The organism is Psychrobacter sp. JB193 (genome assembly GCF_002285555.1).
Classification (GTDB): Bacteria; Pseudomonadota; Gammaproteobacteria; order Pseudomonadales; family Moraxellaceae; genus Psychrobacter; species Psychrobacter alimentarius.
This window is the reverse complement of sequence record NZ_NRGY01000001.1, coordinates 507558-533162: the sequence shown is the minus strand read 5'-3', so window position 1 is coordinate 533162 and position 25605 is coordinate 507558. Positions and strand designations below refer to the sequence as shown.

Annotated in this window: 37 protein-coding genes; 36 read left to right on the top strand and 1 reads right to left on the bottom strand. The window is 44.2% G+C overall.

Annotated features, from left to right (window positions below; translation table 11 throughout):
* The first annotated feature begins 280 nt into the window (after nucleotides 1–280).
* From CIK80_RS02230 to CIK80_RS02105, 26 genes are all read left to right on the top strand, one after another.
* On the top strand, nucleotides 281–481 hold the full coding sequence (locus tag CIK80_RS02230; RefSeq protein ID WP_095568695.1) for a hypothetical protein: 201 nt from the start codon (nucleotides 281–283) through the stop codon (nucleotides 479–481).
* Nucleotides 482–484: 3 nt separating this feature from the next.
* Nucleotides 485–925 carry a dATP/dGTP diphosphohydrolase domain-containing protein gene (locus CIK80_RS02225; protein WP_095568694.1) on the top strand — a complete coding sequence of 147 codons (441 nt, stop codon included), beginning with the start codon at nucleotides 485–487 and terminating at the stop codon, nucleotides 923–925.
* A gap of 210 nt (nucleotides 926–1135) precedes the next feature.
* Entirely contained in the window at nucleotides 1136–1702 is a 567-nt protein-coding gene (locus CIK80_RS02215; RefSeq protein WP_218830301.1) for a hypothetical protein, read from the top strand.
* On the top strand, nucleotides 1702–2169 hold the full coding sequence (locus CIK80_RS02210; RefSeq protein WP_095568691.1) for a hypothetical protein: 468 nt from the start codon (nucleotides 1702–1704) through the stop codon (nucleotides 2167–2169). The genes CIK80_RS02215 and CIK80_RS02210 overlap by 1 nt, the downstream gene beginning before the upstream one ends.
* Nucleotides 2170–2389: 220 nt before the next feature.
* Nucleotides 2390–2569: a hypothetical protein gene (locus tag CIK80_RS02205; RefSeq protein ID WP_095568690.1), complete on the top strand. Its 180-nt coding sequence runs from the start codon at nucleotides 2390–2392 to the stop codon at nucleotides 2567–2569.
* Nucleotides 2557–2682 carry a hypothetical protein gene (locus CIK80_RS15465; protein WP_257011667.1) on the top strand — a complete coding sequence of 42 codons (126 nt, stop codon included), beginning with the start codon at nucleotides 2557–2559 and terminating at the stop codon, nucleotides 2680–2682. The genes CIK80_RS02205 and CIK80_RS15465 overlap by 13 nt, the downstream gene beginning before the upstream one ends.
* Entirely contained in the window at nucleotides 2675–2869 is a 195-nt protein-coding gene (locus CIK80_RS02200; RefSeq protein ID WP_095568689.1) for a hypothetical protein, read from the top strand. Before CIK80_RS15465 ends, CIK80_RS02200 begins: the two co-directional genes overlap by 8 nt.
* Before the next feature lie 63 nt (nucleotides 2870–2932).
* A complete protein-coding gene (locus CIK80_RS02195; protein WP_095568688.1) occupies nucleotides 2933–3499 on the top strand; it encodes a putative metallopeptidase in 567 nt (188 codons plus the stop codon).
* A 24-nt stretch (nucleotides 3500–3523) separates the two neighbouring features.
* On the top strand, nucleotides 3524–3997 hold the full coding sequence (locus tag CIK80_RS02190; protein ID WP_095568687.1) for a DUF2280 domain-containing protein: 474 nt from the start codon (nucleotides 3524–3526) through the stop codon (nucleotides 3995–3997).
* On the top strand, nucleotides 3987–5510 hold the full coding sequence (gene terL, locus CIK80_RS02185; RefSeq protein ID WP_257011666.1) for a phage terminase large subunit: 1524 nt from the start codon (nucleotides 3987–3989) through the stop codon (nucleotides 5508–5510). Before CIK80_RS02190 ends, terL begins: the two co-directional genes overlap by 11 nt.
* 11 nt (nucleotides 5511–5521) lie before the next feature.
* The gene (locus CIK80_RS02180; protein WP_095568686.1) at nucleotides 5522–6853 is read left to right on the top strand and encodes a DUF1073 domain-containing protein; all 1332 of its coding nucleotides are present in this window, start codon (nucleotides 5522–5524) and stop codon (nucleotides 6851–6853) included.
* Entirely contained in the window at nucleotides 6831–7625 is a 795-nt protein-coding gene (locus CIK80_RS02175; RefSeq protein ID WP_179288303.1) for a minor capsid protein, read from the top strand. Before CIK80_RS02180 ends, CIK80_RS02175 begins: the two co-directional genes overlap by 23 nt.
* Nucleotides 7626–7627: 2 nt before the next feature.
* The gene (locus CIK80_RS02170) at nucleotides 7628–7969 is read left to right on the top strand and encodes a hypothetical protein (protein ID WP_095568684.1); all 342 of its coding nucleotides are present in this window, start codon (nucleotides 7628–7630) and stop codon (nucleotides 7967–7969) included.
* Between the two features lie 60 nt (nucleotides 7970–8029).
* Nucleotides 8030–9154 carry a DUF2213 domain-containing protein gene (locus CIK80_RS02165; RefSeq protein ID WP_095568683.1) on the top strand — a complete coding sequence of 375 codons (1125 nt, stop codon included), beginning with the start codon at nucleotides 8030–8032 and terminating at the stop codon, nucleotides 9152–9154.
* A 3-nt stretch (nucleotides 9155–9157) separates the two neighbouring features.
* Complete coding sequence (locus tag CIK80_RS02160) at nucleotides 9158–9583, top strand: hypothetical protein (RefSeq protein WP_095568682.1); 426 nt, start codon at nucleotides 9158–9160, stop codon at nucleotides 9581–9583.
* Between the two features lie 10 nt (nucleotides 9584–9593).
* The gene (locus CIK80_RS02155) at nucleotides 9594–10514 is read left to right on the top strand and encodes a DUF2184 domain-containing protein (protein WP_095568681.1); all 921 of its coding nucleotides are present in this window, start codon (nucleotides 9594–9596) and stop codon (nucleotides 10512–10514) included.
* Between the two features lie 2 nt (nucleotides 10515–10516).
* Nucleotides 10517–10828: a hypothetical protein gene (locus CIK80_RS02150; RefSeq protein WP_095568680.1), complete on the top strand. Its 312-nt coding sequence runs from the start codon at nucleotides 10517–10519 to the stop codon at nucleotides 10826–10828.
* Between the two features lie 5 nt (nucleotides 10829–10833).
* Complete coding sequence (locus CIK80_RS02145) at nucleotides 10834–11169, top strand: DUF4054 domain-containing protein (RefSeq protein WP_095568679.1); 336 nt, start codon at nucleotides 10834–10836, stop codon at nucleotides 11167–11169.
* Nucleotides 11166–11543 (top strand): glutamate 5-kinase, encoded by a 378-nt coding sequence (locus CIK80_RS02140; RefSeq protein WP_095568678.1) that lies wholly within the window; start codon nucleotides 11166–11168, stop codon nucleotides 11541–11543. Before CIK80_RS02145 ends, CIK80_RS02140 begins: the two co-directional genes overlap by 4 nt.
* Nucleotides 11533–11910 carry a hypothetical protein gene (locus tag CIK80_RS02135; RefSeq protein WP_095568677.1) on the top strand — a complete coding sequence of 126 codons (378 nt, stop codon included), beginning with the start codon at nucleotides 11533–11535 and terminating at the stop codon, nucleotides 11908–11910. The genes CIK80_RS02140 and CIK80_RS02135 overlap by 11 nt, the downstream gene beginning before the upstream one ends.
* 29 nt (nucleotides 11911–11939) lie before the next feature.
* Entirely contained in the window at nucleotides 11940–12236 is a 297-nt protein-coding gene (locus CIK80_RS02130; protein ID WP_095568676.1) for a hypothetical protein, read from the top strand.
* Between the two features lie 111 nt (nucleotides 12237–12347).
* Nucleotides 12348–12590, top strand: a complete 243-nt coding sequence (locus CIK80_RS02125) for a hypothetical protein (protein WP_143516770.1) — start codon at nucleotides 12348–12350, stop codon at nucleotides 12588–12590.
* Nucleotides 12587–13003 (top strand): hypothetical protein, encoded by a 417-nt coding sequence (locus tag CIK80_RS02120; protein ID WP_095568674.1) that lies wholly within the window; start codon nucleotides 12587–12589, stop codon nucleotides 13001–13003. Before CIK80_RS02125 ends, CIK80_RS02120 begins: the two co-directional genes overlap by 4 nt.
* A gap of 212 nt (nucleotides 13004–13215) precedes the next feature.
* Entirely contained in the window at nucleotides 13216–14145 is a 930-nt protein-coding gene (locus tag CIK80_RS02115; protein WP_095568673.1) for a phage tail tube protein, read from the top strand.
* A gap of 11 nt (nucleotides 14146–14156) precedes the next feature.
* Nucleotides 14157–14633, top strand: a complete 477-nt coding sequence (locus CIK80_RS02110; RefSeq protein WP_095568672.1) for a hypothetical protein — start codon at nucleotides 14157–14159, stop codon at nucleotides 14631–14633.
* 20 nt (nucleotides 14634–14653) lie between these two features.
* Nucleotides 14654–14926, top strand: coding sequence for a hypothetical protein (locus CIK80_RS02105; protein ID WP_095568671.1), 273 nt, complete (start codon nucleotides 14654–14656; stop codon nucleotides 14924–14926).
* A gap of 515 nt (nucleotides 14927–15441) precedes the next feature.
* Here the strand turns inward: CIK80_RS02105 and CIK80_RS02100 are convergent.
* A complete protein-coding gene (locus tag CIK80_RS02100; RefSeq protein ID WP_095568670.1) occupies nucleotides 15442–15717 on the bottom strand; it encodes a hypothetical protein in 276 nt (91 codons plus the stop codon).
* Between the two features lie 82 nt (nucleotides 15718–15799).
* Here CIK80_RS02100 and CIK80_RS02095 point away from each other — a divergent pair, with 82 nt between their 5' ends.
* The 10 genes from CIK80_RS02095 (at nucleotide 15800) to CIK80_RS02050 (ending at nucleotide 25559) form a co-directional block, all read left to right on the top strand.
* A complete protein-coding gene (locus CIK80_RS02095; RefSeq protein WP_095568669.1) occupies nucleotides 15800–16009 on the top strand; it encodes a hypothetical protein in 210 nt (69 codons plus the stop codon).
* Nucleotides 16002–16922, top strand: a complete 921-nt coding sequence (locus CIK80_RS02090; protein ID WP_095568668.1) for a KilA-N domain-containing protein — start codon at nucleotides 16002–16004, stop codon at nucleotides 16920–16922. Before CIK80_RS02095 ends, CIK80_RS02090 begins: the two co-directional genes overlap by 8 nt.
* A 113-nt stretch (nucleotides 16923–17035) precedes the next feature.
* Entirely contained in the window at nucleotides 17036–17431 is a 396-nt protein-coding gene (locus tag CIK80_RS15400; RefSeq protein WP_218830299.1) for a DUF2845 domain-containing protein, read from the top strand.
* A 64-nt stretch (nucleotides 17432–17495) separates the two neighbouring features.
* A complete protein-coding gene (locus CIK80_RS02080) occupies nucleotides 17496–21164 on the top strand; it encodes a tape measure protein (protein ID WP_095568667.1) in 3669 nt (1222 codons plus the stop codon).
* Between the two features lie 2 nt (nucleotides 21165–21166).
* Complete coding sequence (locus tag CIK80_RS02075; RefSeq protein ID WP_095568666.1) at nucleotides 21167–21358, top strand: hypothetical protein; 192 nt, start codon at nucleotides 21167–21169, stop codon at nucleotides 21356–21358.
* Nucleotides 21358–21849 carry a hypothetical protein gene (locus tag CIK80_RS02070; protein WP_095568665.1) on the top strand — a complete coding sequence of 164 codons (492 nt, stop codon included), beginning with the start codon at nucleotides 21358–21360 and terminating at the stop codon, nucleotides 21847–21849. Before CIK80_RS02075 ends, CIK80_RS02070 begins: the two co-directional genes overlap by 1 nt.
* A complete protein-coding gene (locus CIK80_RS02065; protein WP_095568664.1) occupies nucleotides 21842–22342 on the top strand; it encodes a DUF1833 family protein in 501 nt (166 codons plus the stop codon). Before CIK80_RS02070 ends, CIK80_RS02065 begins: the two co-directional genes overlap by 8 nt.
* A 19-nt stretch (nucleotides 22343–22361) precedes the next feature.
* Nucleotides 22362–22583 carry a hypothetical protein gene (locus CIK80_RS02060; RefSeq protein ID WP_095568663.1) on the top strand — a complete coding sequence of 74 codons (222 nt, stop codon included), beginning with the start codon at nucleotides 22362–22364 and terminating at the stop codon, nucleotides 22581–22583.
* Nucleotides 22584–22585: 2 nt separating this feature from the next.
* On the top strand, nucleotides 22586–22909 hold the full coding sequence (locus CIK80_RS02055; protein ID WP_095568662.1) for a hypothetical protein: 324 nt from the start codon (nucleotides 22586–22588) through the stop codon (nucleotides 22907–22909).
* Entirely contained in the window at nucleotides 22896–25559 is a 2664-nt protein-coding gene (locus CIK80_RS02050) for a host specificity factor TipJ family phage tail protein (RefSeq protein ID WP_095568661.1), read from the top strand. The genes CIK80_RS02055 and CIK80_RS02050 overlap by 14 nt, the downstream gene beginning before the upstream one ends.
* Nucleotides 25560–25605 lie beyond the last annotated feature (46 nt).

The window sequence follows — 25605 nt, the reverse complement described above, 5'->3', positions numbered from 1 at the left end:
TGCGATTTATTTTTGTGTTGGTTTGGCTTTGCAGTATATCGCTTTTAATAGCCGTCTTTTTAGAAGCATCAAAAGTGGCGGTATCTTATGGAAGGGTTTTTAAGCACGTAATAAAGCCTTTGACGTACAAGGATTACTGGCCGTTTATCAAGCACTGCTATCGCGTTCCAAACTCTGGAATATCTAGCACATGGAATGACGGCTCATATTGGAAAGGCACTGAAAATTGGGCTTATTACGATAAGAAAAGCAATAAGTGGATTAGCAAGGGGAAGGGTTGATGAGCGACATCAAACTAAAAAGACCAATCAAAATCGACACGCAATGGACTCACAAAAAGCAGGGCATGGTTTGCGAAGTATTGGAGATTTGGATTAACACGCAAGGTCAGGCGGTTATTGATTTGGCGGCTATGGGTGATGGTGAGATTGTCAGTCATAGCTTGAGCGACTTTATTAACGAATATCGGTTTAAGGGGTAGGTTATGAGTGAGATTGATTATCCAATTGTTGGTCATAAAGAAAAAAGCCCTATTTGTAATCACTGCAAGCACGATTACACAGGCAATCAATTAGAGGTTATGTGCATGGATGAAAACAATAATTGCCAAATGTGCAGAGCAGAGCTAAGCGGTAAGTTTGCAGATGGACAAGGTCGCAAAGACGACAGCTCAAAACTACGTTATTCGCTACTGCCAAGCGGTACGGTTAATCAGGTTGTGCAGGTGCTTGAATTTGGCTCAAAGAAATACGCTGACAACAACTGGCAGAAGGTCGAAAACTCACGCACACGTTACTACGATGCAGCAATGAGACATATCGATGCTTGGTTTAACGGTGACCTAAAAGACGACGAGACAGGGTTACATCACTTGGCACACGCTATTTGCTGCTTGATGTTTCTAATGTGGTTTGACGGTGAATAAAGATAAACAGCGTCTTGAGCGAATCAGGGCGCTTTGTTGTTGTGAGTGTGGGGCAAGTCCGCGGAGCCAAGCAGCCCATTCAAACTTTGGAGTGCATGGCAAGGGCAAAGGGGTTAAGGCGAGTGATGAGTATACATTGCCGATGTGCAGCGAGTGCCATGGCCGATTGGATAGATACGAAATGGGGATGAATCGCCAGGAGTCGCTTGAGTGGTTCGAGAAGAAGTTAAGTGCAACGAATCGATTGCTGAAATGGCAAGAACGCAAATTAGAACAGAACGGGGTGGACTTCTGATGGCTAAGAAAATCAAGCGATGGGTTAAGAATGAGGACGACAGAGAAACGTTAATCACGTTTATTCAAAATCAACCACTACCGTTCACGAACACGATTGAAAAAGGCGTCATTGAGAAGCGGTCGTCAGATCAGAACAGGCTACAACGTCTTTGGATTAACGAGGCAGAAGAACAAGGCGACATGACAGCGGAGGAATACCGCGCTTACTGCAAGTTGCATTTTGGTGTGCCATTGCTAAGAAATGAGAACGAAACATTTGCTGAGCTGTACGACGAAAAGGTGAGGGACAGGATTCCACCTTACACGTATGAGCAAAAACTAGAATTTATGGCGATACCGTGGGATATGCACGTAACACGCCTTATGACCATCAAACAACACGACAAGTACCTGAACATGATGCACGACCACTTTACAGGCTTAGGCATGATTTTAACGATACCGAATGACATTGACTGGGTGCAAGGGAGAGACTACTGATGAGCGACGTAATAGACCGTGATGTAAAAGTAAAACTGGCAGCTTGGGGCGCTTGGACTCGTAACATGGGTAATACTGGCGGTTGCTCAAGTCCAGCACAAGCACTTATCAACTGTGCGCCAGTCTGCGACAGCGACTATAAACGATATGCTAGATACGAAGCATTTGAACACATAAGCGATGAAGAAGCCTTGCAGGTAGAAGGTGCTATGGCAAAACTTAAACGCTATTCAGCTCGATTAGACGTGGCATTGGGACATATGCTAGACAATGAGCTTGAGGATGATAACTTGCTTATTTGTGTACTGATGTACCCAGTGCTAAGAAGTCACTTTCGATACGATGAGTCGTTCAGTCATATTTCAAGAGAGCTGACTAAAGCACTTGGCAGAAAGATAACAGACGTAAAAGTTAAGGCGATTATGGAACGTGGTGCTGGATTTATCGAAGGCGTATTAATGTCTTGACAGCTCATTGAGCTATGTAGTAGTATTCATTTATGCTACGCATTTTATGTAAAGCAGCAATACAATAAAGCCTAAGAACGGAAGTTATTCTATTTTCTTATCACTTGTGATTGTTGATAGATTAATACCGTGATACGAAGTGCGCCAATACTGAGTATCAACCAAACGCCTCATCTAACCGATGGGGCTTTTTTTATGTCTGAAATTTGGCAGGGATGCTATGTGCGAATTATCAAATGCTGAGGTGTTTAATAATTGGTCAGAGTGCCATAGAGAAAAAAGACAGCAAGGCGCTGACTACTGGTATGACTTTATGAGCAAGCGTGCCAAACGTGGCGGTAAAGATGCCGAGGACGCAAAGCAGCAAGTAGCTAAGATGGATATGCTATGTGCAACGTAAACATAAGCGAGTCATTGCGATTGATACTCGATAGTGAGATTGATTGTAGTGATGAAGATGATGCTTGGGCTATGGATGATAGCTTAGATAAGTATGAGGTGAGTGATGATTGAGAAAGTAATAAATCTGCATTTCACAGGTCTGCAATACCAAGCCGTAGTGAGGCTAGGCAATAGAGATATTGAAGTAAGTCACGATCCGATACGTGGCGAAAGCATGGATGATATTCAAAAGCAGATGATAGTTAATGCTAAAGAAAAGGCTTTGCGAGAACATTGCATGCCAACTAATAACCGATAGACTAAAACAACCCTTTCCCACTTCGGTGGGTTTTTTTATGCAATACAGGAGGCGAGACAAGCAATGATAAAACGTCCAATGCCTCCTGAAGATATGCCAATGTTTGTAGCAGCACCCGAAATATACGAATGGCTACACGACACGATATTTAACCCTGACCATGCTTGGTATAACGCAGATCATGAACACGTATTTGATTACCAAGTTAATGAGCTTGCTTTCATGTGGGCACATAGCGGATTTGATAAAGCGGGTAAGCGCGTCATAGGTCAGTGTGAAAAGCCTATGTTCATGGCGGGTGGATGGAAGCGTGAACGACAGATCATGTGGTTTGAAGATATGCTCGGTGAAGTTCCCGATATGCTTATCACATTAGATGCTCAGTATTGTAGAGAGTGTAGTTATAGTGACTTTGCTGCATTGGTCGAACATGAGTTATACCACATCGTGCATAAGCTGGATAACTATGGCGCCCCATCGTTTAGATCGGACGGGAAGCCAAGACTTGATTTAGTCTCACATGATGTTGAGGAATTTAACGGAGTGGTGAGGCGCTATGGTGGCGATGAGGCTGTAATGAAGATGACGGACTTGCAGAACCAAGAGCCTGAATTAAAGATTGACGATTAACTATTTAAATACGAGAGAGTAATTATGTCAACCCTGACCAATGAGGTTAAGGCCTTTATTGTACAAGGGCTTGCAACATACATGACGCCTACGCAAGTAGCTGAGGCTGTATTGGATGAATTTGATATAACAATAACACGTCAAACAGTAGCGAGGCACGATCCAACCAAGGTGGCAGGTAAAGACGTAGGCCAAGAATGGGTTGACTTGTTTAATGAGTCTCGTAAGGCATTTCAAGAGGATTTGCAGGCCATACCTATCGCTAACAAAGCTTATCGCATGACTGTATTAAATCGAATGACGGTTGATGCGGAAAAACAAAAGAACAGGCCGTTGGTAGCGAGCCTACTCGAACAGGCGGCCAAAGAAATGGGCGAGGTGTTTACCAATAAGCAAAAAGTAGACAATGTATCAAGCGATGGCTCAATGTCACCGCCTCAACCTTTAACGCCTGATGCTGCTCAAGCAATCAGCAAGGACTTGGATGATGAGTATTGATGCTAATAAGCTTTCGGTGATTAAGCATCGCTGTGAGCATGAGCATCTATTCTTTGTCCGCTACTTTTTCAAGCAACGCATGGGCGATAAGTTTTTAACCAACTGGCACCACCATCTAATCGCTTATGAGATTGATCGATTAATACAAAGAGCAAAGGACGGCAAAGAGACTGAGAATATCATCTTTAATTTGCCTCCTGGTGGCTCTAAAACTGAAATGGCGATGAATATCATCCCTAGAGGGTTGGCGCTTAATCCGCGCTCACGGTTTTTGTACTTGTCGTTTAGTGACAGCTTGGTCACTGACGTATCGTCAACAGCTCGTACCATCGTTAAGTCAAAACCATATCAGCAGTTATGGCCTGTGGCTATATCAAGCGACACGGACAGCAAGGGCAGTTGGAAGACAGATATTGAAGGCTTTGAGGGTGGTCATATTTATGCTGCCAGTATGGGCGGTCAGGTCACTGGTCGCCGCGCTGGTCGCATGTCAAAAGACTTTAACGGCTTGATTGTACTTGATGATCCATTAAAGCCTGAGGACGCTTTTAGTGATACCAAGCGCCGCGCTGCTAACCGTAAATTATTAAACACGGTCAAAAGCCGTAAAGCGAAAAGCGACACGCCTATCATCCTGATTATGCAGCGACTGCATAGCGATGACCCCACGCAATTTATCTTAGATGGGAACATGGGCGGCAAGTGGCGGCACGTCAACATACCGGCATTGATTGATGATGCGTTTATCAAGACGTTACCGCCTAGCATTGCAAAACTGGTGCCTACGGATGTTGAGCGTGACGACAAGGGTAGACAAAGCTATTGGACTGCTAAAGAGTCACTGCTATCACTGCTAGAGCTTGAGATGGGCGGTAGCGATAAGGACGGTCAAAAGGTCAGCCGCTACACATTCCACAGCCAATACATGCAAGCGCCTACCAAGTTGGGCGGTGGATTAATCAAAGCCTCGTACTTTGGTCGCTATACGGTACTGCCAAAACTTAAATGGCTGGCAATCTTTGCCGATACCGCGCAAAAGACTAAAGAGGTAAATGATTACAGCGTCTTTATGGCAGCAGGTGAGGATTACAGCGGCAATCTTGTGATAGTCGATGTGCTGCGCGGTAAATGGGAAGCGCCTGAGCTAATGGTTAAGGCAAGCGCATTTATCAAAAAGCATAATGATGACATAAACACGCCTAATCTACGCTATGTGGCGATTGAGGATAAAGCAAGTGGTACTGGGCTAATCCAAGCGCTAAAGACCACTAGCCGCATATCTATTAAGGCAGTACAGCGCAATACAGACAAACTCACAAGATTTATGGACGCACACCCCTACATTGAGGACGGCATTGTTTATTTGCCGCTTAACGCTCACTGGGTTGGTGATTTTATCGATGAAGCTGAGGCGTTTAGTGCTGATATGTCGCATGACCATGACGACCAAATCGACCCGCTTATTGATTTAATTAATATCGGTAGGCAAGCATTCAGCTACGACAACATATAACAGGATAATCCATGTCACAAGTGATAAACGACAGTCTGACCTCGCTTATTACAAGCATGGGCGACCCAAACAGAGACAAATTAGCAGCCGTGCAGTATAGCGGTGCCGTGCTTGGTGATATGCAGATACAAAATGCTTATCGTACAGGCTGGATGGCTAAGCGATTGGTCGATATTCCAGCTAAAGACGCATTGCGTAATTGGCGGTTATGGCAAGGCACACCTGAACAGACGCAGCAGCTTGAAAAGACTGAGACCAAGCTAGGCGTACAGGGTAAGTTACTGCGCTGTTATATCTTGGCTCGCGTTTTAGGCGGTGCTGCTATCTTTATTGGCACAGGTGACAAGGATTTATCAGAGCCGTTAATCCCTGAGCGTATCGGTAAAGACGGGGTTAAGTATTTAACCGTTCTACCCAAAACGTCACTGGCGGCTGGTGAGATTGACACCGATGTATTGACTGACAACTACGGCAAGCCAAAATACTATGAGCTATTGACCGATAACACGCTAGTTAAAATCCACCCTAGCAGATTGGTTATCTTGGTTGGTGAGCAGCATATTGACGAATGGACGGTCATGGATTCAAGCCGTGGCTGGGGCGATAGTATTATCCAAGCGTCATATTCAGCACTCAAGAACAGTAATGCGACCGATGATAACGTCGCAAGCCTGATATTTGAGGCAAATATTAACGTGGTTGCCGTGCCTGATTTGATGAATAAACTGGGCGACCCACGTAGCGAGCAGCAATTGCTCAAGCGGTTATCGTTAGCAGCGGCTCAAAAGGGCATACATGGCGACTTGCTGATTGACAGTGAGGAATCATTTACCCGTAACAGTGCGTCATTCGCTAATCTTGATAACATCATGGAGCGTTTCGCAATCTTGGTTGGTGCCACACAGGGCATACCAGCAAGTAAGTTTCTAGGTCAATTGCCACGCGGTCTTAACTCGACTGGCAGTAATGAGCTTAATAACTACTATGACGACATTAAGACAATACAGGCGCTTGAGATTCAGCCAGCACTAAAGATACTTGATGAATGCTTGATACGGTCAGCTTTAGGCTCACGCCCTGATGATATTAGCTACTTATGGGCGCCACTCGCGCAAGCCACGTCTAAAGAGATTGCCGAAACAGGCGAGAAATTAGCCAACACGATTAGAACGCTGGTCGATAGTGGGCTTTATGAGGCAGGTGAGCTTAGAGAAGCTGCTACAAACCAGTTTGTTAACTTTGATGTGCTGCCCAATCTTGGTGATGCGACATTATCAAGTGATGGTGAGCTTGATGATAACTTTGGCTTAGATGGTGAGGATGATGAACTACAACCTGTCTGATTTAATCGGTAAAGCCAAAGACATTAAGTTGCCTAGAATGGTTGAGCGCCTGACCAGTCAACGGACGTATCAAAAAATACTGCGTCGTATGCTCAAAGAGACAGGGAGTGAGATTAACAAGACCCTGCTTGCTGTCTATGCTGAGTCGCTTAACGAGGACAGCACGATTGAGACAGCTATTATCACTTACGCTGTGTTCACTGCATTAGCTCAAGCCACAGAGGGCGCTAAAACGGCTGTCAGTCAGCTTATAGCGCAAGAGTCGGTGTATTTAGACAAGGCGTTCGTTCAAGGCGTTAAATCGGCAACTAAGGCTGATATAAGCGCATTGATAGGCGTTACTGACACCGACGACCTGATAAACAACATCGTTAAACGCAATGTATCGCTAATCACGGACTTATCAGAGCAGACACGTACACGGATTGAGCAAGCGGTTATCAATGGTCAAATCAATGGTACGACCAAAACACAGCTTAAAAAAGAGCTTAACGAGATATTAGGCAAACAGGCCAAACGTGGTGATTTGATAGCGTCTGACCAAATGGAGAAGTTATCCAGTGAGTTGACAGCGTTTAGAGCCAAGCAGGGCGGTTTATACAAGTATGTATGGCGCACTCAGGGCGATAGTCGTGTTAGATCAAAGCATCAATACTTAGCAGGTAAGACACAGGATACGCGCAAAGCCAACTCAGGCGATAACGGACAGTTGCCAAGACAGCCTATCAGGTGCCGTTGTTGGGCGCAGTGGTTGATTGATGATGAGGAATAGTTATGATTACACTTGATATGTCGTCAATCGAGAGCACTGATGACGAGATTTACTCATACGAACGCGGCTCTAATGGCGTTGTGTTCCTAGACGGCAAAGAACTAAAAGGCTGCGTGTACTGCAACGTGACCAAAGGCGTAGCTATCCGTGTTAAGCGCGAGCTATCAGGACTGCTAATTGTTGCTGATGGGTGTATTGTGCATGAACTTGTTTTTGGTGAAATCGCTTTTCAGCCAAAAGGAAAGGAGCCAGATGCCGAAACACAAAGACGTAACCACGCAATCAAAGTGGCGAGCAATCGACCTAAAGATTATGACTGGTTTGATAGTTGCAAACCTGATTAGCACGAATAACACAGCCACTCGTTTGAGTGGTTTTTTTACGCCTACCAAAAAGGGCACAACATGAAATTTACAGACCGCGCCCAAATCGGGGGCATGAAAGAGACACAGGATGGCTATTTAGTCGGCTCGCTACGATGCGCTAAAACAGGCATACAGGATTATTTAGGCGTTGAGCTGGGATTGCCTACGATGGATGTTATCAGAGTCTACAGACCAGAATCAGAAGTATTTAGCCGTGACTCATTGGCAAGTTATGCAAACAAGCCGATTAGCGATGACCACCCACCAGTAAATGTCGATGCGACCAACTGGAAACAATACGGAAAAGGCGATATTGGCTCGGACGTAGTGCGTGACGGTGAGTTTGTCAGTGTGTCCTACAAAATTATGGACAGCGACACGATTGCCAAGGTCAAAGCTGGTAAGTCTGAGGTCAGCATGGGCTATATGGCTGAAATTGAGTTTGCTGATGGCGTAACACCTGATGGTCAAGCCTACCAAGCCATACAAAAGAATATACGAATTAATCACCTAGCGATTGTCGATAGAGGTCGCGCAGGTTCTGAATGTGGTTTTAGCGATTCCGCTAATTCCCTTAAATGGGGAACGTCCCCGATAACCAAAGTCTTAGGAGATAGAAACGTGGACTTGAAAACATTAATTGTGGACGGCTTAACAGTTGAAACCACGCAAGAGGGGCTTGCCGCAGTCAATAAGATTGCTGATGCCAAAAACGAAGCAGTTAAAGCGCTTAATGATGCAAAAGTAGCACACGATGCTGCTATTGCTGCTAAAGACGCTGAACTTGCCAAACGTGATGCCGAGATTGACGCGCTAAAGGCGGCTAAGCTGTCCGATGCTGACATTGACGCAATGGTACAGGCTCGCAGTGACTTGCTCGCTAAAGCCAAGTCTGTGGCTGATGCCGACTATACAGGTATGGCAGATAGCGATATCAAAAAAGCCGCTGTGGTTGCCAAACTTGGTGACGCTGCCATTGAGGGTAAAACCGAGGCTTATATTGATGCCCGTTTTGACATCTTGGCTGAATCAGTAAGCAATTCAGACCCATTTGTTACCGCTATGAATGACCATAAACCACAAACCAAAGTAGCGGATCATGGTCAGTCAGAATATGAGCAGCGAACAATCAACCGTTCAAACAAAATTAAGACAGGGGCATAAGCAATGAACTTTAAAAATGAAATGGACAAAGGTGTTGCTGGCGCAATCGCTAACACTGAAAACAGCAACATTATTAGCAGAACAGTCGAAGATGCCGCTGGTATCGCGTTTGGTCTGGCAGTGGCTCAAGGCGTAAACGATAAAGGTTGCCGCATTGCGACTACTGGTGACACTGATTTTGTCGGCGTGACTGTTTTAGATCGCACTGCTACCGATTTGATTAATGGTAAGTTTGTGCAATATGAATCAGCGCGTATCTTAGAAGAAGGCGTGATTTGGGTTGAAGTTACTGCTGACGTAAAAGCAGGTGACGCTGCTGCTGTTGATTTGGCAACTGGTAAATTCAACAAAGCTGGTGCTGCAATGGCTGGCGCTCGTTTTGAAACCTCGGCTGCAAGCGGCGGTCTTGCTCAATTACGTCTAAAATAGGACACAAAATATGAAACAGTATGATGCAGTATCAATGCTTGCGTTTGTCGAAAATCAGCGCAATCACATTGAAACCGAAGTAAACAAAACCGTTTTCCCTGAAATCGTTTACCCTGATTTGGTGCCAGTTGATAACAGCGCCCCTGAGTGGACGAAAACAATCACGTTCCGCAGTGCTGAGACGTTTGGTAATGCTGATTGGATTAACGGCAACGCCAATGACATCCCGACCGCTGGTAACAAATACGGCGAATCACAGTCAGAGGTACACATGGCTGGTGTGGGCTACGCTTACGGCTATGAAGAAGTGCAAGCCTCATTAGCGTATGGCGTGAATCTACAGAACAACGATGCTATCGCAGCGCGTGAGACGTACGAGCGTTTTGTGGATAAAGTAGCAATCGCTGGTGATGCTGAAAAAGGTATGCAGGGCTTGATTAACACGTCAGGCGTAACACTTGAGTCATCTGCTAAAACCTTCTTAACTTCAACCGAAGATGAGATTTTGGCAGCGGTTAACAAGTTAATCAGTGGCACGGCTGCTGATACCGAATACCAAATGGCAGCTGACACACTATTGCTGCCATACAGTGTATTTACTTACCTTGCCTCTACGCCACTATCAAGCAAAGAAGGTGGTACGTTGCTGAGTTTTATCCAGCGCTATAACACTTACACCGCTACTACTGGTCAGCCTTTAACTGTTCGCGCTATCAGCCGTCTTAAGAATGGTGGTACAGGTGGCACAATCGACCGTGCAGTCGCTTACTCAAACAATGCGCGTGTGCTTAAGTTGCACATTCCAATGATGCACAAGTTTTTACCAGCGGTTCAAGTTGGTGCGCTTAACTTTGTAGTGCCTGGCATCTTCCGCTTGGGCGGCCTAGAGGTTCGCACTAAAGAAGCAATGCGCTATATGGATGGAGTGTAATCATGGATATTACCAATAACAGTAAAAGCCGTTTAAACCTACTTGACGGCCAATCATTGAAATCAGGTGAGACAGTAAGTTCGCCTGATTTTGACCAAGACAACCGCGTCATGAAGGCGTGGATTGATGCTGGCTTAATCTCAGTGGCAAAAGGCGCTGAGAAAGAAGCCAAAGCGGTCAGTCAAATGACGGTCAAAGAACTTGAGACTTACATTAAAGCGAACGGCGGTGAGTTTGCCGAGTCGGACAATAAACCTGAATTGCTGATGATCGCTCAAGACATTGAAGAAAAACTAGCGGCCAACCAAGAGTAAATACTATGGACTTAGCATCATTTAAAGCGCGTTACCCATCATTTAGTGATGATGCAGTGATACAGCAAGCGTTAGATGATGCTGGGCTGTTTATTACCATCTATGACATTGCTGATAGTCAGTACGAGCTGGCTATGGGTTATCTAACAGCACATATGCTCACAGTGCCAAATGGCGCAACTGAGCAGACTGTGACAAAAGTAAAAGCCGATACAGTCGAGGTGCAATTTAGTGATAAAGACAACCTCGTGAACGACTGGCTCGGTCAGTCCAGCTATGGACGCATGTTAAAACTGTTAATCAAACCAAAAGTTAAAGGCATTGGTATGGTGGTCGTATGATTAACGCGATTATCAATAAGCACCTACCTCGCGCCTTTGACAACCAATTAAAAGATGCTGTAACCGAATTTACCGCGACTCGCAAAGGTACTGGTGGCGCTTACGACCCTGAATTGGGCGAATACGTAGGCGCTGCTGATATTATTTATTCAGGGCGTGGTACGTTTGGCAGCTACTCAACGATGGAGCAGCAAGCCACACAGATTGAAACCACGGACGTTAAGCTGACAGCTTTGCAAATTGAGGTCACAGACACGCCAAAGGTTGACGATGTGATTGTCGCCGATGGTCAAGACAGGCGCGTCATGGACGTAAGCCAAGACCCAACCAAGTCGATTTGGATATTGCAGCTAAGGGGGCTAAATGTGGGATAAATCACCAAGCCTATTCGCTGATGTTGTGGAGAAAGCAGCGGTTAAGAAAGTTATTGATATCGGTACTGACTTTAACAATGCGCTGGTCAATAAAATGCCAGTAGATACCAGCCAAGCGGTCTCAAATATAAATCTATCCCTAGATGCTCCCAATTGGACTTTCGTCGAGGGTAAAACGATAGGGCGTAGTGGTGCAATGGCAGAAGGTATGAACTTCATTAGGGCCATGCCAAAAGATAAATTGCACTCGCTCTATTTTACTTCAACGGTTCCATACATGAAATATTTGGAAAACGGTCACTCAAGGTTCGCCCCCAATGGTGTTTTTACAGTGAGCTTTTTAGCAATATCAATGTTTCATCGGTGATATAATAGACTGAAAATAAGGGGTTTATTATGGATAGAAAGAGACTTGATATTAACGACTACCAAAATGCTAGCGATGAATTTAAAAAAGACGTTGCTTTTGCTAATGATGTTCTTGACAAGGTTTACGCAAAGATAAACAACCAGTCACAAGCCATGCTTGATGAGACTATCAAAGCAAAAACAACTACAGGATTTGTTCACAGCTCTGAGAATGTTGCAGGGTACAAGAGCAGCTTTCTACTTAGAGCTAAAGCGAAAGCGTTAAAGGCGCTACGTTTAGGAAAAAACAAAACTATCGTCATTAAGGTCAACAAGGTCGATTGATTACAGAACCACAAATACCAAGCCCTAATCAGGGCTTTTTTATTGCCCAAAATAAGGCGCTGACTATGAAATGGTTATTGATTGCTCTAGTAGTGATAGCTGACAAGATTTATGATAAATACTTTGATGATGGGGCTGACGATGAAATGGAACGTTGATAAAATGAGTCCGATTATAGATGGCGTCATAAGCGTGTCTATTTTTATCGTTTTGCTTTGGGCAATTCCTGATGATTGGTTCGCTAGCGCGCATCCAGTTGAATATCCGAATTTCATTATCCTTACGGTTGTTATTTATAATATTGGAGTTTGGTCAGGTCGAAGATTTGAGCACAAGAAAAGAGGCAGCCAATGAGCAAAGAAGCCATACGAAAACTGGTAGAGGGTAGATTTGCCTCATTCACCTTTGATGGAATTGAAGCCACAGACAAGTCCTATCCCAATGTACCAAATCAGCCTATCCCAACAAGCGGTAGGTGGCTCAGATTGCACGATATAGAGTTTGTGATACATAGGGTGGCGAGTATCGGTTCAGAACCTTGTACAAGGCGTACAGGCGTGATTGTGATTGATGCGTTTGAACGTTTAGACATGGGTACTAAGAAAATATTTGAGCTGACCGACGCTATCGAGGAATGGTTCGGCTTATGGTCAACGACTGACTTTTGGACTGACCCAGCCAATACGGTAAATTTTCCGAATGAGGGCGACAAGCCTCTAAACTATCGGTCACGGGTTTATGTACCATTTACTTATGATGAAGGCTAAGCAAGGTTCCGCACCTCAAATGCGGAATTAAAGGGTCGGATTTCAAATCCCAACCATACAGATACAACCCGCCTAATTGGTGGGTTTTTTATACCCAAATTTTACGCTTTGGGGCTGACGATGTTCTCTACCTTCGGTTGTCAGTCCCTTCTTTTACATCTATCAAAAACCTATGCCCTCGCTTGAGGGTTTTTTGCATCTGGAGAAAGACAATGGCTCGTGGAAATAAGGCTGTATTAAGTTATAGCAAACAAGACGATGTTTCGGTAGTTCCTCTTGCAGGTTGGAAAATCCTACCTCGTGTGTCGGATAGCCTGAACAACACAGTTGAGCTGACAGACAGCGAGACCATCAACGATAGTCGCTTAAAGACAGCAGGTATGGTTACGTCTGCCAATGCTGAGGGCGATATTGAAGTAGAAATGATTAAGACGGCTTATGACGACCTAATCGCAGCAGCAGCAGGTAATGAGTGGACTACGGCAACCAAAACAAAGACGGTAGTCTTTGGTGGCGATGTTGTGACTAAGTTCGCTATCGAGAAAAACCATAAAGATATTGCACAGTATCACTACTGGTCAGGTATGCGAGTTAATAGTTTCTCGCTAGATATTCCTGAAAGCGGCTTTATCGGCATGACATTTGGCTTCATGGGTGGTGGTTATGCCGCATCATTAGCTGCCAGCGCAGTAACACCAACAGCAGCCGTAACATCACCTAAAGCAACCTCATTAAGTGTTAGCGACATTAAAATTGATGGCGTTACAACTAAGGGCGTGTCATGTGTTACCGCATTTAGCTTTGAGCTAAACAACAATATTGAACGTCAGAATTGCTTAGGCGCAGGTCTGTACGGCTCTAATTTCCTAGAAATGATGGCTGATATGACAGGCAGCTTAACGCTAGCCTATAGTAAAAACACACAGTCAATGCTGGATAAGCAGCTCACTGGTGCGCCAGTTAAGATCGAAGTTACCGTTAAATTCCCTGATGGCGATACTTACGTGCTGACTATTTTCAAGGCGCAAATTTCAGGTGATATTCCATCTGGCGGAAACGAGATATTGCAAGCTCAATTAACCTATACGGTTTATGCAGACGCACCTGCTGACGCGCCGACACTTAAACTGATTACCGCATAAGGATTATAAAGATGGCCATTACTTTAAAAGATTTAAAGCCTAAAAACCTCGCAGCCATTGAGCGCGAGATCGACCATAAAGGCCTTGTTAAGCTAACCATGCGTGTTGGTCAAGACAAAGCGTTTGGCGCTGCTATGACAAAGGTACATGAGCAGAGCGCGAACAAAAAAGTAACCAAAGATGTACTAGCAAAATCTAATTTTGATGAAAACGAATTATCAACAGGCGAGGCTATGCTATATCTGATTGGTGAATATTTAATCACTGAATGGGATGTTGAGACAGCAGATGGTGAGATTGCACCCATTAACGGTGATAATTTCACCGCATTGTGCGCGTCCATCGGTGACGATCAAGAAAACTTAGACTTTGCCACTGAGATTTATAAAAACTTTAAAGAAATGTCGGATGAGTTTGTTGCTAAATCGGCTGATACTAAAAAAAAGCCATTGAAGTCTACCGCTACCAAAAAGACTACGCAGGCTTAACGGACTTTGATGTTGAGGTGATGGCGCATTTAGGGCTTGATGTGCCAGAGCCGCCGTCTTATGATGCCAGCATTCAAGACGTTATACAGACGTTCTATTTGGTCGCTAGAGGTCGCAGCTACACAGACGGACAAGCATTACCGATTAGCGTAAAGAACATCACAGACGTGGTTAGCGTGCATCCCATCAACGTACCACGAAGCATATTAGACGGTATTATATTTGAGATTGATAATTTGGTGCTTGACGAGGTTGCAGAAAAGAATAAAAGAGATAAGCCGAAAAACACATAAAGCAAAACCCCCAAGGGCAGCAACCTTTGGGGGTTTTTATTTGAACCCTAACCAAGACTTAGGAGAACAACATAAGTGAATTTTAACATAGATTTAAGCGACATTGGAGGTATTCCATTGATAAATATCGTAATTATCGGTGTGTTTGTATTGACTGGAATCCTAATGTATAGGCTACCAGAAATAATCAGGCTCTATCTTGAGCATAAACGAGACAGTCGTTAATTTGATTGGTGATCAGAACGCCGTTGTTTCAGCCTAAAATCAGCGCAAAGCCTTATATAGTAATGGGTTGAGGGTGTGATCAAAGTGATGTGCGAATATACAGATAGGCTACTATGACCGAGGTCATCGAATCAATGACCTCGTAGGAAATAAAGGTTTTAACGGTGAGGGGCTCTGACGGTCAATTTGACCTGCTGAGAGAATCAACGAGTAGGTCAAACTGACCACCTCGTCGAAAACAAAGGGTTTTAATGATCTTACCGTTCTGCAAATATGATGAACGGCAGGTACTAGCTTCTTAAGTGACCGATATAACCAATTATTGCGCAGACATCGCGAACCTCTTGTAGCGTGAAGTCATTTAGGTTATTGGTTGCCATATTGATTAAATTCTCGCGCTTGGTGAAATTATCTTCCACTAGCTCGTTCATCAAAGATGAAAAAATAAGGCTATTCATAGCTTCATTCATAGAAACTTTATTGGCTTCGCAAAACTCCTTTAGCAAAGAATGCGTGTGTTTTTCTAAACGAATCTGAGTTCTAACAAAATCTTCTTGTTTTGACATAATAAAATCCTTGACACTATGGGTAGTGCCATATATTATATTGATTGTGACACTACGCATAGTAACAAATAAGGAGTAAAACATGCAAGAAGTGGTTAGGTCACAAATAAGACTGCCGAGAGATACCTATCAGAACGCCAAGCAATTAGCGCAAACTGATGGAATTAGCTTAAACCAGCTTATTGTCGAATCGATTAATGAAAAACTCATGAAAAAGGCTTGTTCACCGGTCAAAGTAAAACAAGCCCTTAATTTAATTACCTTTGCATTGGAGCAAAATAATCATGTCTAGTTTAACAGTTTACGCACCACAAATCACCATCCTTGATAATGTAGTTAATATGATAGATGGCTTATACTCTTTAAAGGATTTACATAAAGCAAGTGGAGGTGACAACAAACACGCACCATTCCGCTTTATGAGAAACGCAGAAACAAAAGAACTTATTGTGGAAATAGAGCGTTCACCAGATGTGGTGAACGGTAACGATATCAAGGCCTATAAGGTCGTAAAAGGCGGTTCTGCTGCTAAGCAGGGTACTTATGCTTGCAAAGAATTGGTCTACCGTTATGCCATGTGGATTAGTCCAAAATTTGCCCTACTTGTTATTCGCACCTTTGATAAGTTAGTAACTGGTGAGCTTAAAGTTCAGGGTAGCCAGCTCACAGCAGAGCAGACTCTACCTTTACGTAATGCTGTAAATAAATTAGTAGGTCGTTCAGGTATAATGTACCCAGAAGGGTACAAAATAGTCCACCAGCAATTTGGTGTTAAGCATATCAAAGATTTAACGCTTGAGCAGTTATCACAAGCGGTTGAGTATGTGCATGATCGCATTCTTAACTTAAACGTAGAGAGTGCGCCAATATCTAGCTTTACGCACAATCAGTATATTATGAATGTGAAGCATGAGGTGATGGATTATGTGTACTCATTGCAAAAAGTAATAGTCGATAGTGGCAACAAACTACCAAACCGTCCTGATTTTGACACAGAAGAGATAAGCCGCGCTTTTATAGTGAGCATGATACAAGAAAACCGCATGACACTTAGTTTTGATCACGATGGCAAGCCAAATATTGGCTTTGTGCCCAAACAGCATGCTATTGTAAGTCATGAAAGTTTAGCTAGTGTTGTGCAATTCGCGCACAGATCGCAACTACCTAGTATTATCAATGCAGCGGTTGAGCGTCTAGGTAAATAAAAAATCAAGACAAATTAAATTCAAAAAAGCCTTACATCATTGTAGGGCTTTTTTATTGCCCGCCTACCACCTATCGGATATTATAAGAAGATACGAACGACTGGAATTATAAGATGAAGGTTATATTGGTAGGTATTTTAATATCCTTGCTTGCTTTGAATGCTAATGCTGGCAACATGTACGTATATAAAGACAAGGGCGGACAAGTAATTCTTAATAATATAAACCCTAGTGGCGACTTTGATAAATTCTCTGAGAAAGTCAAGGTTACCTACTATGAGGATACAGATGAAGGTAAGCAAGAGGCTGCATATCAGGCGCAGCTTGCTAAAAAACCTGCCGCCGCCATTGGTATGACCAAAGAACAGGTAAGAAACAAAACCAATTGGGGTGAGCCTAATGACATTAACACCACTACCAACAAATACGGTACTCATGAGCAATGGGTGTACGATGATTATCAATACCTATATTTCGACAATGGCAAACTGACAACCATACAGCAGTAAACAAGATCAATCACACAACCACCTTTTTAGGTGGTTTTTTTATGCCTAAAATTCGGGGTGAGATATGGCAGAACAAACTTCACGGCTTAGTATTGTCATAGATACCAGAGATGCAGAGGCAAGAATTGAGCGCTTGCGTAGAGCACTTAGGGGTTTAGATGGTGCGACAGGCGGAGCTAACAACGGTACTAATGATTTGTCACGTAACACCGATAGGTTGAGCCGTAGCGCAGCGGGAGGGACAACAGCGATACAGCGCTTAACATCGTCGCTAGGTGGCTTGCAAGCGGTATTTGGCGGTCTTATTGCTGCTATGAGCATTGGCTCTATCTTCCAAACAGCCGATGCAATGCAGTCACTTAATAGCAAGATCAAGCTAGCAACTGATAGCTCGGTAGAATATCTAGCCGTGCAAGGTCGCTTACGTGATATGGCGCAATCAAACTTAACTCAATATGATTCATTGGTTGATTTATACTCCTCATCAAGACGAGCGCTTAAACAGCTGGGTAAGACACAAAATGAAACCTTGCTATTTACCAATAATATAACCAAGGCGATGTTTGTTGGTGGCGGAGCGGCGGCAAGCCAAGCAGCAGCTTTGGTTCAGCTGAGTCAGGCACTTTCCAGCGGAATTTTACGCGGGGAAGAATTCAACAGTATCTCTGAACAGGCGCCGATCTTACTTGAGTTGGTTGCTGAAAAAATGGGCGTTGCTCAAGGCGCACTTAGAAAGCTAGCAGCAGACGGTAAGATATCATCAAGGGTTTTATATGATGCTATCAGTGACGCTACTGGGAAGTTAGACGAAATGGTGGCTAAGATGCCAGCCACGATGACTCAAGGACTGGAAACGGTAAAAAATCAGTGGAAGTTCTTTATTGATGACACGCTTAATGCCACAGGTGGATTTTCAAGCATTGTGGCAGCTGCTTTGATAGGGCTAGGTGAAAACCTACAATCGCTAATTCCGATACTGGTTGCTGGTGGTCTTGCATGGGGCGCTTATGCCCTAGCAACGTCAACAGCGGTAACCACAGGTCTTGCTGCTGCCATATCAAGTATGGCGGGTATGGGCGGCTGGCTCTTATTCAACTCCATGCTTATTAAGGCGCAAATACTAAGCTTTTCTGGTTTATCTGCGATTATGGGTGTTTATAGCGCCAAGGTAGTTGCCGCTGCATTAGCAATAAAAGCTAAAGCTACAGCCGTTGCTCAGTCTCTTGCTGTAACAGCATTAAGTACAGCAGCTATCATACGTAATGGCGACGTAATCTTTACTTTGACAGTGGCGGCTAGAGGTGCAGCAACAGCTATTGCTCAGAAAGTCGCAGCAATGCGAGCAGGGATTAGTGTTGCATCACTATACACAGCAACACTATCGGGCGTAGCAGGTGTCGCAGGTGTTGCAGCAGCTTCGGTAAAAGGTTTAGGTTTAGCAGTTGCTAGGCTAGGCGGTATCATTAACGCACACCCTATTATGTTTTTAGCGGTTACGCTACTTAGCGTAGTGGCAGCAACAGAGGACGCAGAGGGCAAGACCAGAGGCTTCACAGGGGCAATGAATAGTCTTAGTGAGGCGGTAAAAGTTGTTGGGTCGCTATTTCTGGATTTTGTAAGATTCACGATTAACGGTATTTCTAGTATTGGTCAAGTTTTTGGCACGTTTATCACCTCATTTGTGCAAAATTCAGAGTCAGGCGCTAACGAGTCTAGCAATATGTTTGCAGTGTTCTTCTCAAATACCGAGGGCGGTTTTGTTGGATTGCTTCAGGTTTTTGCAAGATTCAGCGACTTGGCAGCGGCATCTATCCGCAACCTAATTAAGTCAGTTGTACGAGGTATGGGGAATCTTGTAAAAGACGTTGCTAATAAGGCGGCTATGATGGGCAATATCTTGGTTGATGCCTTTGAGTGGGCGGCAGGTGGTATTGCCAAAACCCTCAACTTTATATCTGGCGGTGTTGGTTGGGCAGTAAAGCAGCTTAATAAAGTATCACCCATTCAGATTGGCGTTGAGGAGAGAGAATACGCAGCGCCTAAATTAGAACGCTTTTTGGCTGACCGAGCTTTAGATGTTCAAGGTTGGTCTGAGAGCATGATGCCAATCATGGAAGACCAGATAACAAACGGTCTAAGTGGTACGGTTCAAAAAGCTATCGATGCAACACGCATTGCAGCTAAGGAAGCAAAAGCCGATCTAGACTTAGTTGCTGATGGTATCGCCAATATTGCGGATGCAGACGATAAAGCTAAGAAGAAGAAAGCGAAGAAGGAGAAAAAACCTAAAACAGTTAAAGATAAGTCAGCAGAGGAGTATAAGCGTCTTCTGGAGAGTTATAACCAACAGATGGCAGCCTACGATAAAGAAAGTTTTAATCTAGAGGCGCCATTTCCTACTGAGCTCAGGGATATGGTGTTTGAGATCGAGCATCCTTTTGGAAAATTTGTAGGCCTATCTGAAGAATTAAAGAAAAACTTGATCGAATCCGCTAAATCAATGGATGCGGTCAGAGTTAACGCCACTGGCAAAGGTATGATTCGAGATCTAAAAAGGGATATTTTAGCTTTAGATGAATCCAATCCTTTGCAGTCTCTGCTGAACAATCTTAATGATGTTGATAACGTTTTATCGACGCTAGATGTGTCTGTGATGCGTGACTTGCAGCGCCTAACGGTTGACTTGGATGTTAAAAAACAATCTTTAGCGATAGCAGATATGACTAAAGAAGCTGAAAGGCAATTGAAGTTATCTACTACAGTTAACGAACTTGATAGGCAAAGGTTGGAGATAGGCTATGAGTATGGCGACATGCTTGAAAAATTCTCTTATCTTAAAGACGTAGGTTTAGATTCAGAGTATAAGGCGCTCAAAGTTGACCTTGATAGATTAAAGGCCGTTAAGGATCTCATGGCGGCTAACGAAGCTATGAGGGTGAGTAGTGAGGCGCTAACAGGCGTAATGGACGAAATAGCGCAGGAGTCGCCACTTGGCAAGATTGAGGCTGACTACCAAAGACGCTTAGAGATTATTGATGAATATGAGAGCCAGTGGACGAACTTAGTAGGTGTTCATTCTGCCGAGCGTACGGCGATTGATCAAGCTTACATGGATGCTAAGCGTGACTTGATGTTAGATCAAGGTGAGGCAATATTTGGCAACTTAGCAGGATTATCAAAGGCATTCTTAGGTGAGCAATCTGGTATGTACAAAGCCCTATTTGCTATTGAAAAAGGGTACACCTTAGCCAAGGTCTTGCTGAAGAATAAAGAGGCTATTGCTGAGGCTTGGGCTAGTGCGCCATTTCCTGCCAACTTAGGCGCGGTTGCTTCAACGGTGGCAGGTACGGCAGGTTTGGCATCGGCGGTATCAGGAATTATGCCCGGCTTCAAAACTGGCGGCTACACTGGCAACATGGGCGCGTCTCAAGTTGCTGGTGTCGTACACGGTCAAGAGTATGTTTTTGATGCACAAGCAACTAAGCGTATCGGTGTTGATAATCTTAATGCTATGCGTAGTGGTAAAGCGCCAGCTGGTGACGTAAGTATTAACATCATCAATAACTCAAGCGCGCGTGTCGAGGCTAGTGATGATGGTAAGACGATCACGATCACAGACGTTAATAATGCGGTTGACCGCGGCATTAAACGTTCATGGACCAATACTGGCAACCCTAACAGCTTTGAGAGTAAGCAGCTTAATCGCAACCTACAAGCCCCAAGGAGAAGATAATAATGAATATTACATTAAATAGTGACCAATGGTCGGATGTGAAAATCGATACCAATATTGAAGGCGATACAATTATAACCTTGGTGAAAAAAGCAGGTGATGAAGCGGAACGACTGGCTAAGGATATTGATAACCCAAACAGTAAAATATCAAAATCTTTAAAAAGGGCGTTTGATATTAATCGGAGACGCTAATGGCTATTGAAGATTTACCGCAGATGGTGCTATTGCCATTGCGTGATAGCTATAACGTCACGCTTGGCAATGATGTAGTCACCACGCAGTTTGAAAAGGGTATGCCGCGCCAACGTTTAGGCGGTGTCGGTAGCCCTCACCAGCTGTCAGTGACGTTCAGGCACAAGGGTCAGCACCAAGAGTACCTTTATAACTTTTGGGAGCTGTACAAGACCAAATCCTTTGCAATGCGATTGATAATTGGCAGTCCAACTTTGTCATGGTTTGAGTGTCGGTTTTTAGGCAGCCCAACACATACAGAGCTTGGCGCTGATGTGCATGAGTTTAGCATTGGCTTGGTCGTCAAACCCAAGCGTCTTGATCTTGATGTATCAGCCGCTTACGTGTGGGCTTATCAACAAACTGGCGGCGATGTATCAACCTTTTTTAATGCGCTTGAAAAGCTGGTGAATGAAGATTTGCCAGACGCGTTAGGGGGTCTCAATGCCTGATTATTCGTTTTGGTTATCGGGCAATCCTGATGACGTTAGATTGCTGCTGGTTGAGATTAGTCATCCTGCATGGTCAAAGACCTATCGTATCGTGCAGAACCACGCTGACGGTATCACGGTGCAGCATGAGAACACGCTCAGCTATAATTATGAGTATGTGCCACTGACCATTCAAAAAGGCACTAACAGCGACGACTTAGATCAAGAGATAACCATTGGCGTTGGTGATTTAGGTGAGGATTTCCCAGCCGAACTTGACCGAGTGCGAGCCAGTGCCATGTACTCAAAAGTCAGACCAGTGCTGAATTATCGTGAATTCAATCTTAGCGACTTGTCAAAGCCACAGGTCACAATCTTGGGCTTAGAAGTCACAGACTATGAGCCAAAAGTGGAAGGCGCTGTGTTCGTTTGCAGAGCTAAGCAAATGAATCTGACAAAGACAGGCGAGGTCTACACGCTAGACAATACGCCAACGCTGAGAGGGTTTGTCTAATAACAAACGAGGATCAACTATGCTAACAATCGCAGCTTTTGCTATCTCAATAGTATCTCTAATGCTAAATATTTATTTAATAGTCAAAACCAAGAAAATCAGCGTCAAGGTTATTACCAAGAGCGACGTTCAGGAAAATATCAAAGCAGAAGTGCAGCGCTCATGGGGTAATTTAATAAACCCTAACAGCTTTGAGTCAAAACAAATAAAACGTGGTTATCAAATGCCTAAACGGAGATAACCATGTGGGACTCTATCATTTACGATGCTGACCGTTATTGCTGTGAGCATTTTTTGATAGATGCTTACAAGCATTACAGGCAAATAGATTTATCACCAAAGCTGCTTACGAGCGGCTTTTTTAATGTCCAAAATTTGAGACAGTTTGCGCAAGTGGATAAACCAAGCCAGTACAGCATTGTGCTATTCAGGGCAAGGAGCAAGGCGCACGTAGGTTTATGGGTAGATGGGCGCGTGCTGCATTTAGAACCACACGGTGTGGTGTGGCAGACGCTAAACATAGTGAAACAAGGATTTGACAGGGTGTTATTTTATGAAGCTATTTAATCGCTCAGTTGAATTGATTGTAATTCGTGATGTGCTGAATCCGCAGAGGCATGAGTCTTATTACGGAAATAACATTGAGAAGCTATCAAAAGAAGCATTTGGTGGTCAAGGCTTATCTGAAAACATACGGCTATATCATGGCAATTTCCTTGATGAGGTCACGCCTAAGACGCCTGACGATGTAGATAATATCATGCACCTAAATGGTCGAATCTATGCTGTGGTTAAGCCGATGGGCGTGATAGAGCCGTGGGTTGTATCATTAATTATATCCGTCACGGTTGCGGTAGCCACGGCCTTTTTAATGCCAGTGCCAACACTACCAAATCAAAATAGCAGTGCAGCACCAAGCCCTAACAATGCGTTGGCAGCTAGAGCGAATAAGCAGCGTTTAGGTGGTCGCATACCTGATATTTTTGGCACTGGTTACAGCTTTCCTGATTTAACTGCGGTGACGTACAGCGTGTACATTGACCATAAAGAGGTGGAAATGTCTGCTTATCGCGTAGGGCGTGGCAAGCATCATGTCTTTGAGGCTTACGACGATACGACGCCAATCAACCAAGTATTTGGCTCAAGCGTATTGGTTTTTGACCCCGATACCACATTTGATGATACGCCAGCTTTTCAATTTGGCTCAGCATTTACAGCAGACGAGGCAGAGTGGTCACGCAAAGTCGCCAAGCGGTACACGTCGGTAAACGGGCAAACACTGCAAGCGCCTGATAGCTACCTAACAGTAGCAACGATATTTAAAAACCCAAATATTATTGAAACATCGAGCAATGCTGATTTTAGAAATAACTTTGCAGCAGGTGACACGATACTTATTGAGGGCGCGGACAACTTAGCGTCAGCTAATGGCGTTACTGAGGGCGTAGAGCCTGACGAAACTGATGTTACTTACACACTTAACGGTCAGTACGAGATATTGACCGTAACTGAAAAGCAAATAATTTTGTCTAATCCAGCGGCTATCAATAGTGACTGGGGGAAATTGGCAGACAATATTGATTTAACGGTTGAATCTGACGCGGTAACGTTATCAACTGAGAGTGATACGTTTTGGCAGGGTTGGCACTATACGGACTTAAAAGAACACGAAAGCGCATACATCAATATCACAGCAGCAGGACTCTACGATGGTGAGCCAGATGCTACTTGGCGCGCCTTGCGCTTATTTGGTCAGATTGAGTCTGAAATTGTCGATAGCTCAAACAACCCTGTAGCTGGAACGCTAGTTACTCAGGAATTTAGCATACAGTCACCTAATAGCGATGGTTTTGCATTTGGCGCCATGAAAAAAGGTTATCAGACCTCTTTGTCATCTTATACAGACAACAAGATTAGAACCACAGCAAACAAGACAGTTGTTATCAATAACCCTAATTTTGTCAAAGGTAAGCGCCTACGCTGGAGAGCAGCAAGAACATCTAACGTGGTCACGGATAGCTCAGGCGGCATTGTTGACGAGCTAAAGATTAAAGATTTTTATGGCATCCGATCAATGGTCGCTAGCGACTATATGCCAGGTACAACCAACGTGCTCAGTAAAACGCTTGGCACTGAGGGCGCTCTATCACTCAAAGAGCGTAAGTTACGACTATTGGTGCAAAGATATGTGACAGATGCGACAACTGGCATATTAAAACTATCAAATCGCGCTGACGACATTATCAGGCACATAGCGACTGATCCAAAAATTGGCAATCTTGATTTGTCTCAAATCGATATTGCTCAGATAAAAACCGAGGTCGATAACATTGTTACTTATTTCGGCACTGAAAAATGTGCTGAGTTTTGCGGTACGTTTGATGACAATAATTTGTCAGCAGAGGAGACGATACAAACGGTGGCGCGCGCGGTATTTAGTCAAGCCAAGCGACAAGGTAATAAAATTATGCTGGACTTTGAGCGATTAGTGCCAGGTTCAGCAGCAATTTTTAACAGTCACAACATATTGCCTGACACTTATAGCGCACCGCAGTCGTTTGGCGTAAACAGTGATTATGATGGCGCCAAAGTCGAATACACCGACCCAATCGATGATGCGACAGTGACGCTGAGTTATCCGAGCGAATCCATCGTCAATCCTCACGAAGAAAAGCTAATCGGTGTCCGCAATAAGATACAGGCGCATATGCACGCCATGCGAATACTCAACCGTGACCTTTTTGTCTACAAGTCATGCGAGTTTACAGCAGGGGACGAATCCAACATTGTCGTGCGTACCAATCGCATCACAGTCGCAGATCAGCTACGTGCAAACGTGCAGCAGGGCACTGTGTCAAGTATCGAGACAGTCGGTAGTGACATTGTGCTGCATACCGATTATCCGATTGATATTGCAGCTGGTACACCGCAAACGATGTTTATCCAAACTATCAACAACGGTGTAGAAGCAATCGAGGTGACAGCGCGTGACGACTACAGCATGACGCTTGCAAGACTGCCAAGTGGTGAGATTAGCACGGGGCCAGATAGCGTGGTGCAAGCGGTGTTTGTTACCAATGCCGATACCGACCGCGATGCTTATCTAATCACCGAGAAATCACCAAGCGAGGGTATGACAAACAAGCTCACATGCACCAATTACGATGATAGGTATTACCAAAACGACACGGATCACATAAACGGCTTAATAACCTAAACCAATAATTTAAACAACGCCCACTTAACTGTGGGCTTTTTTGTGG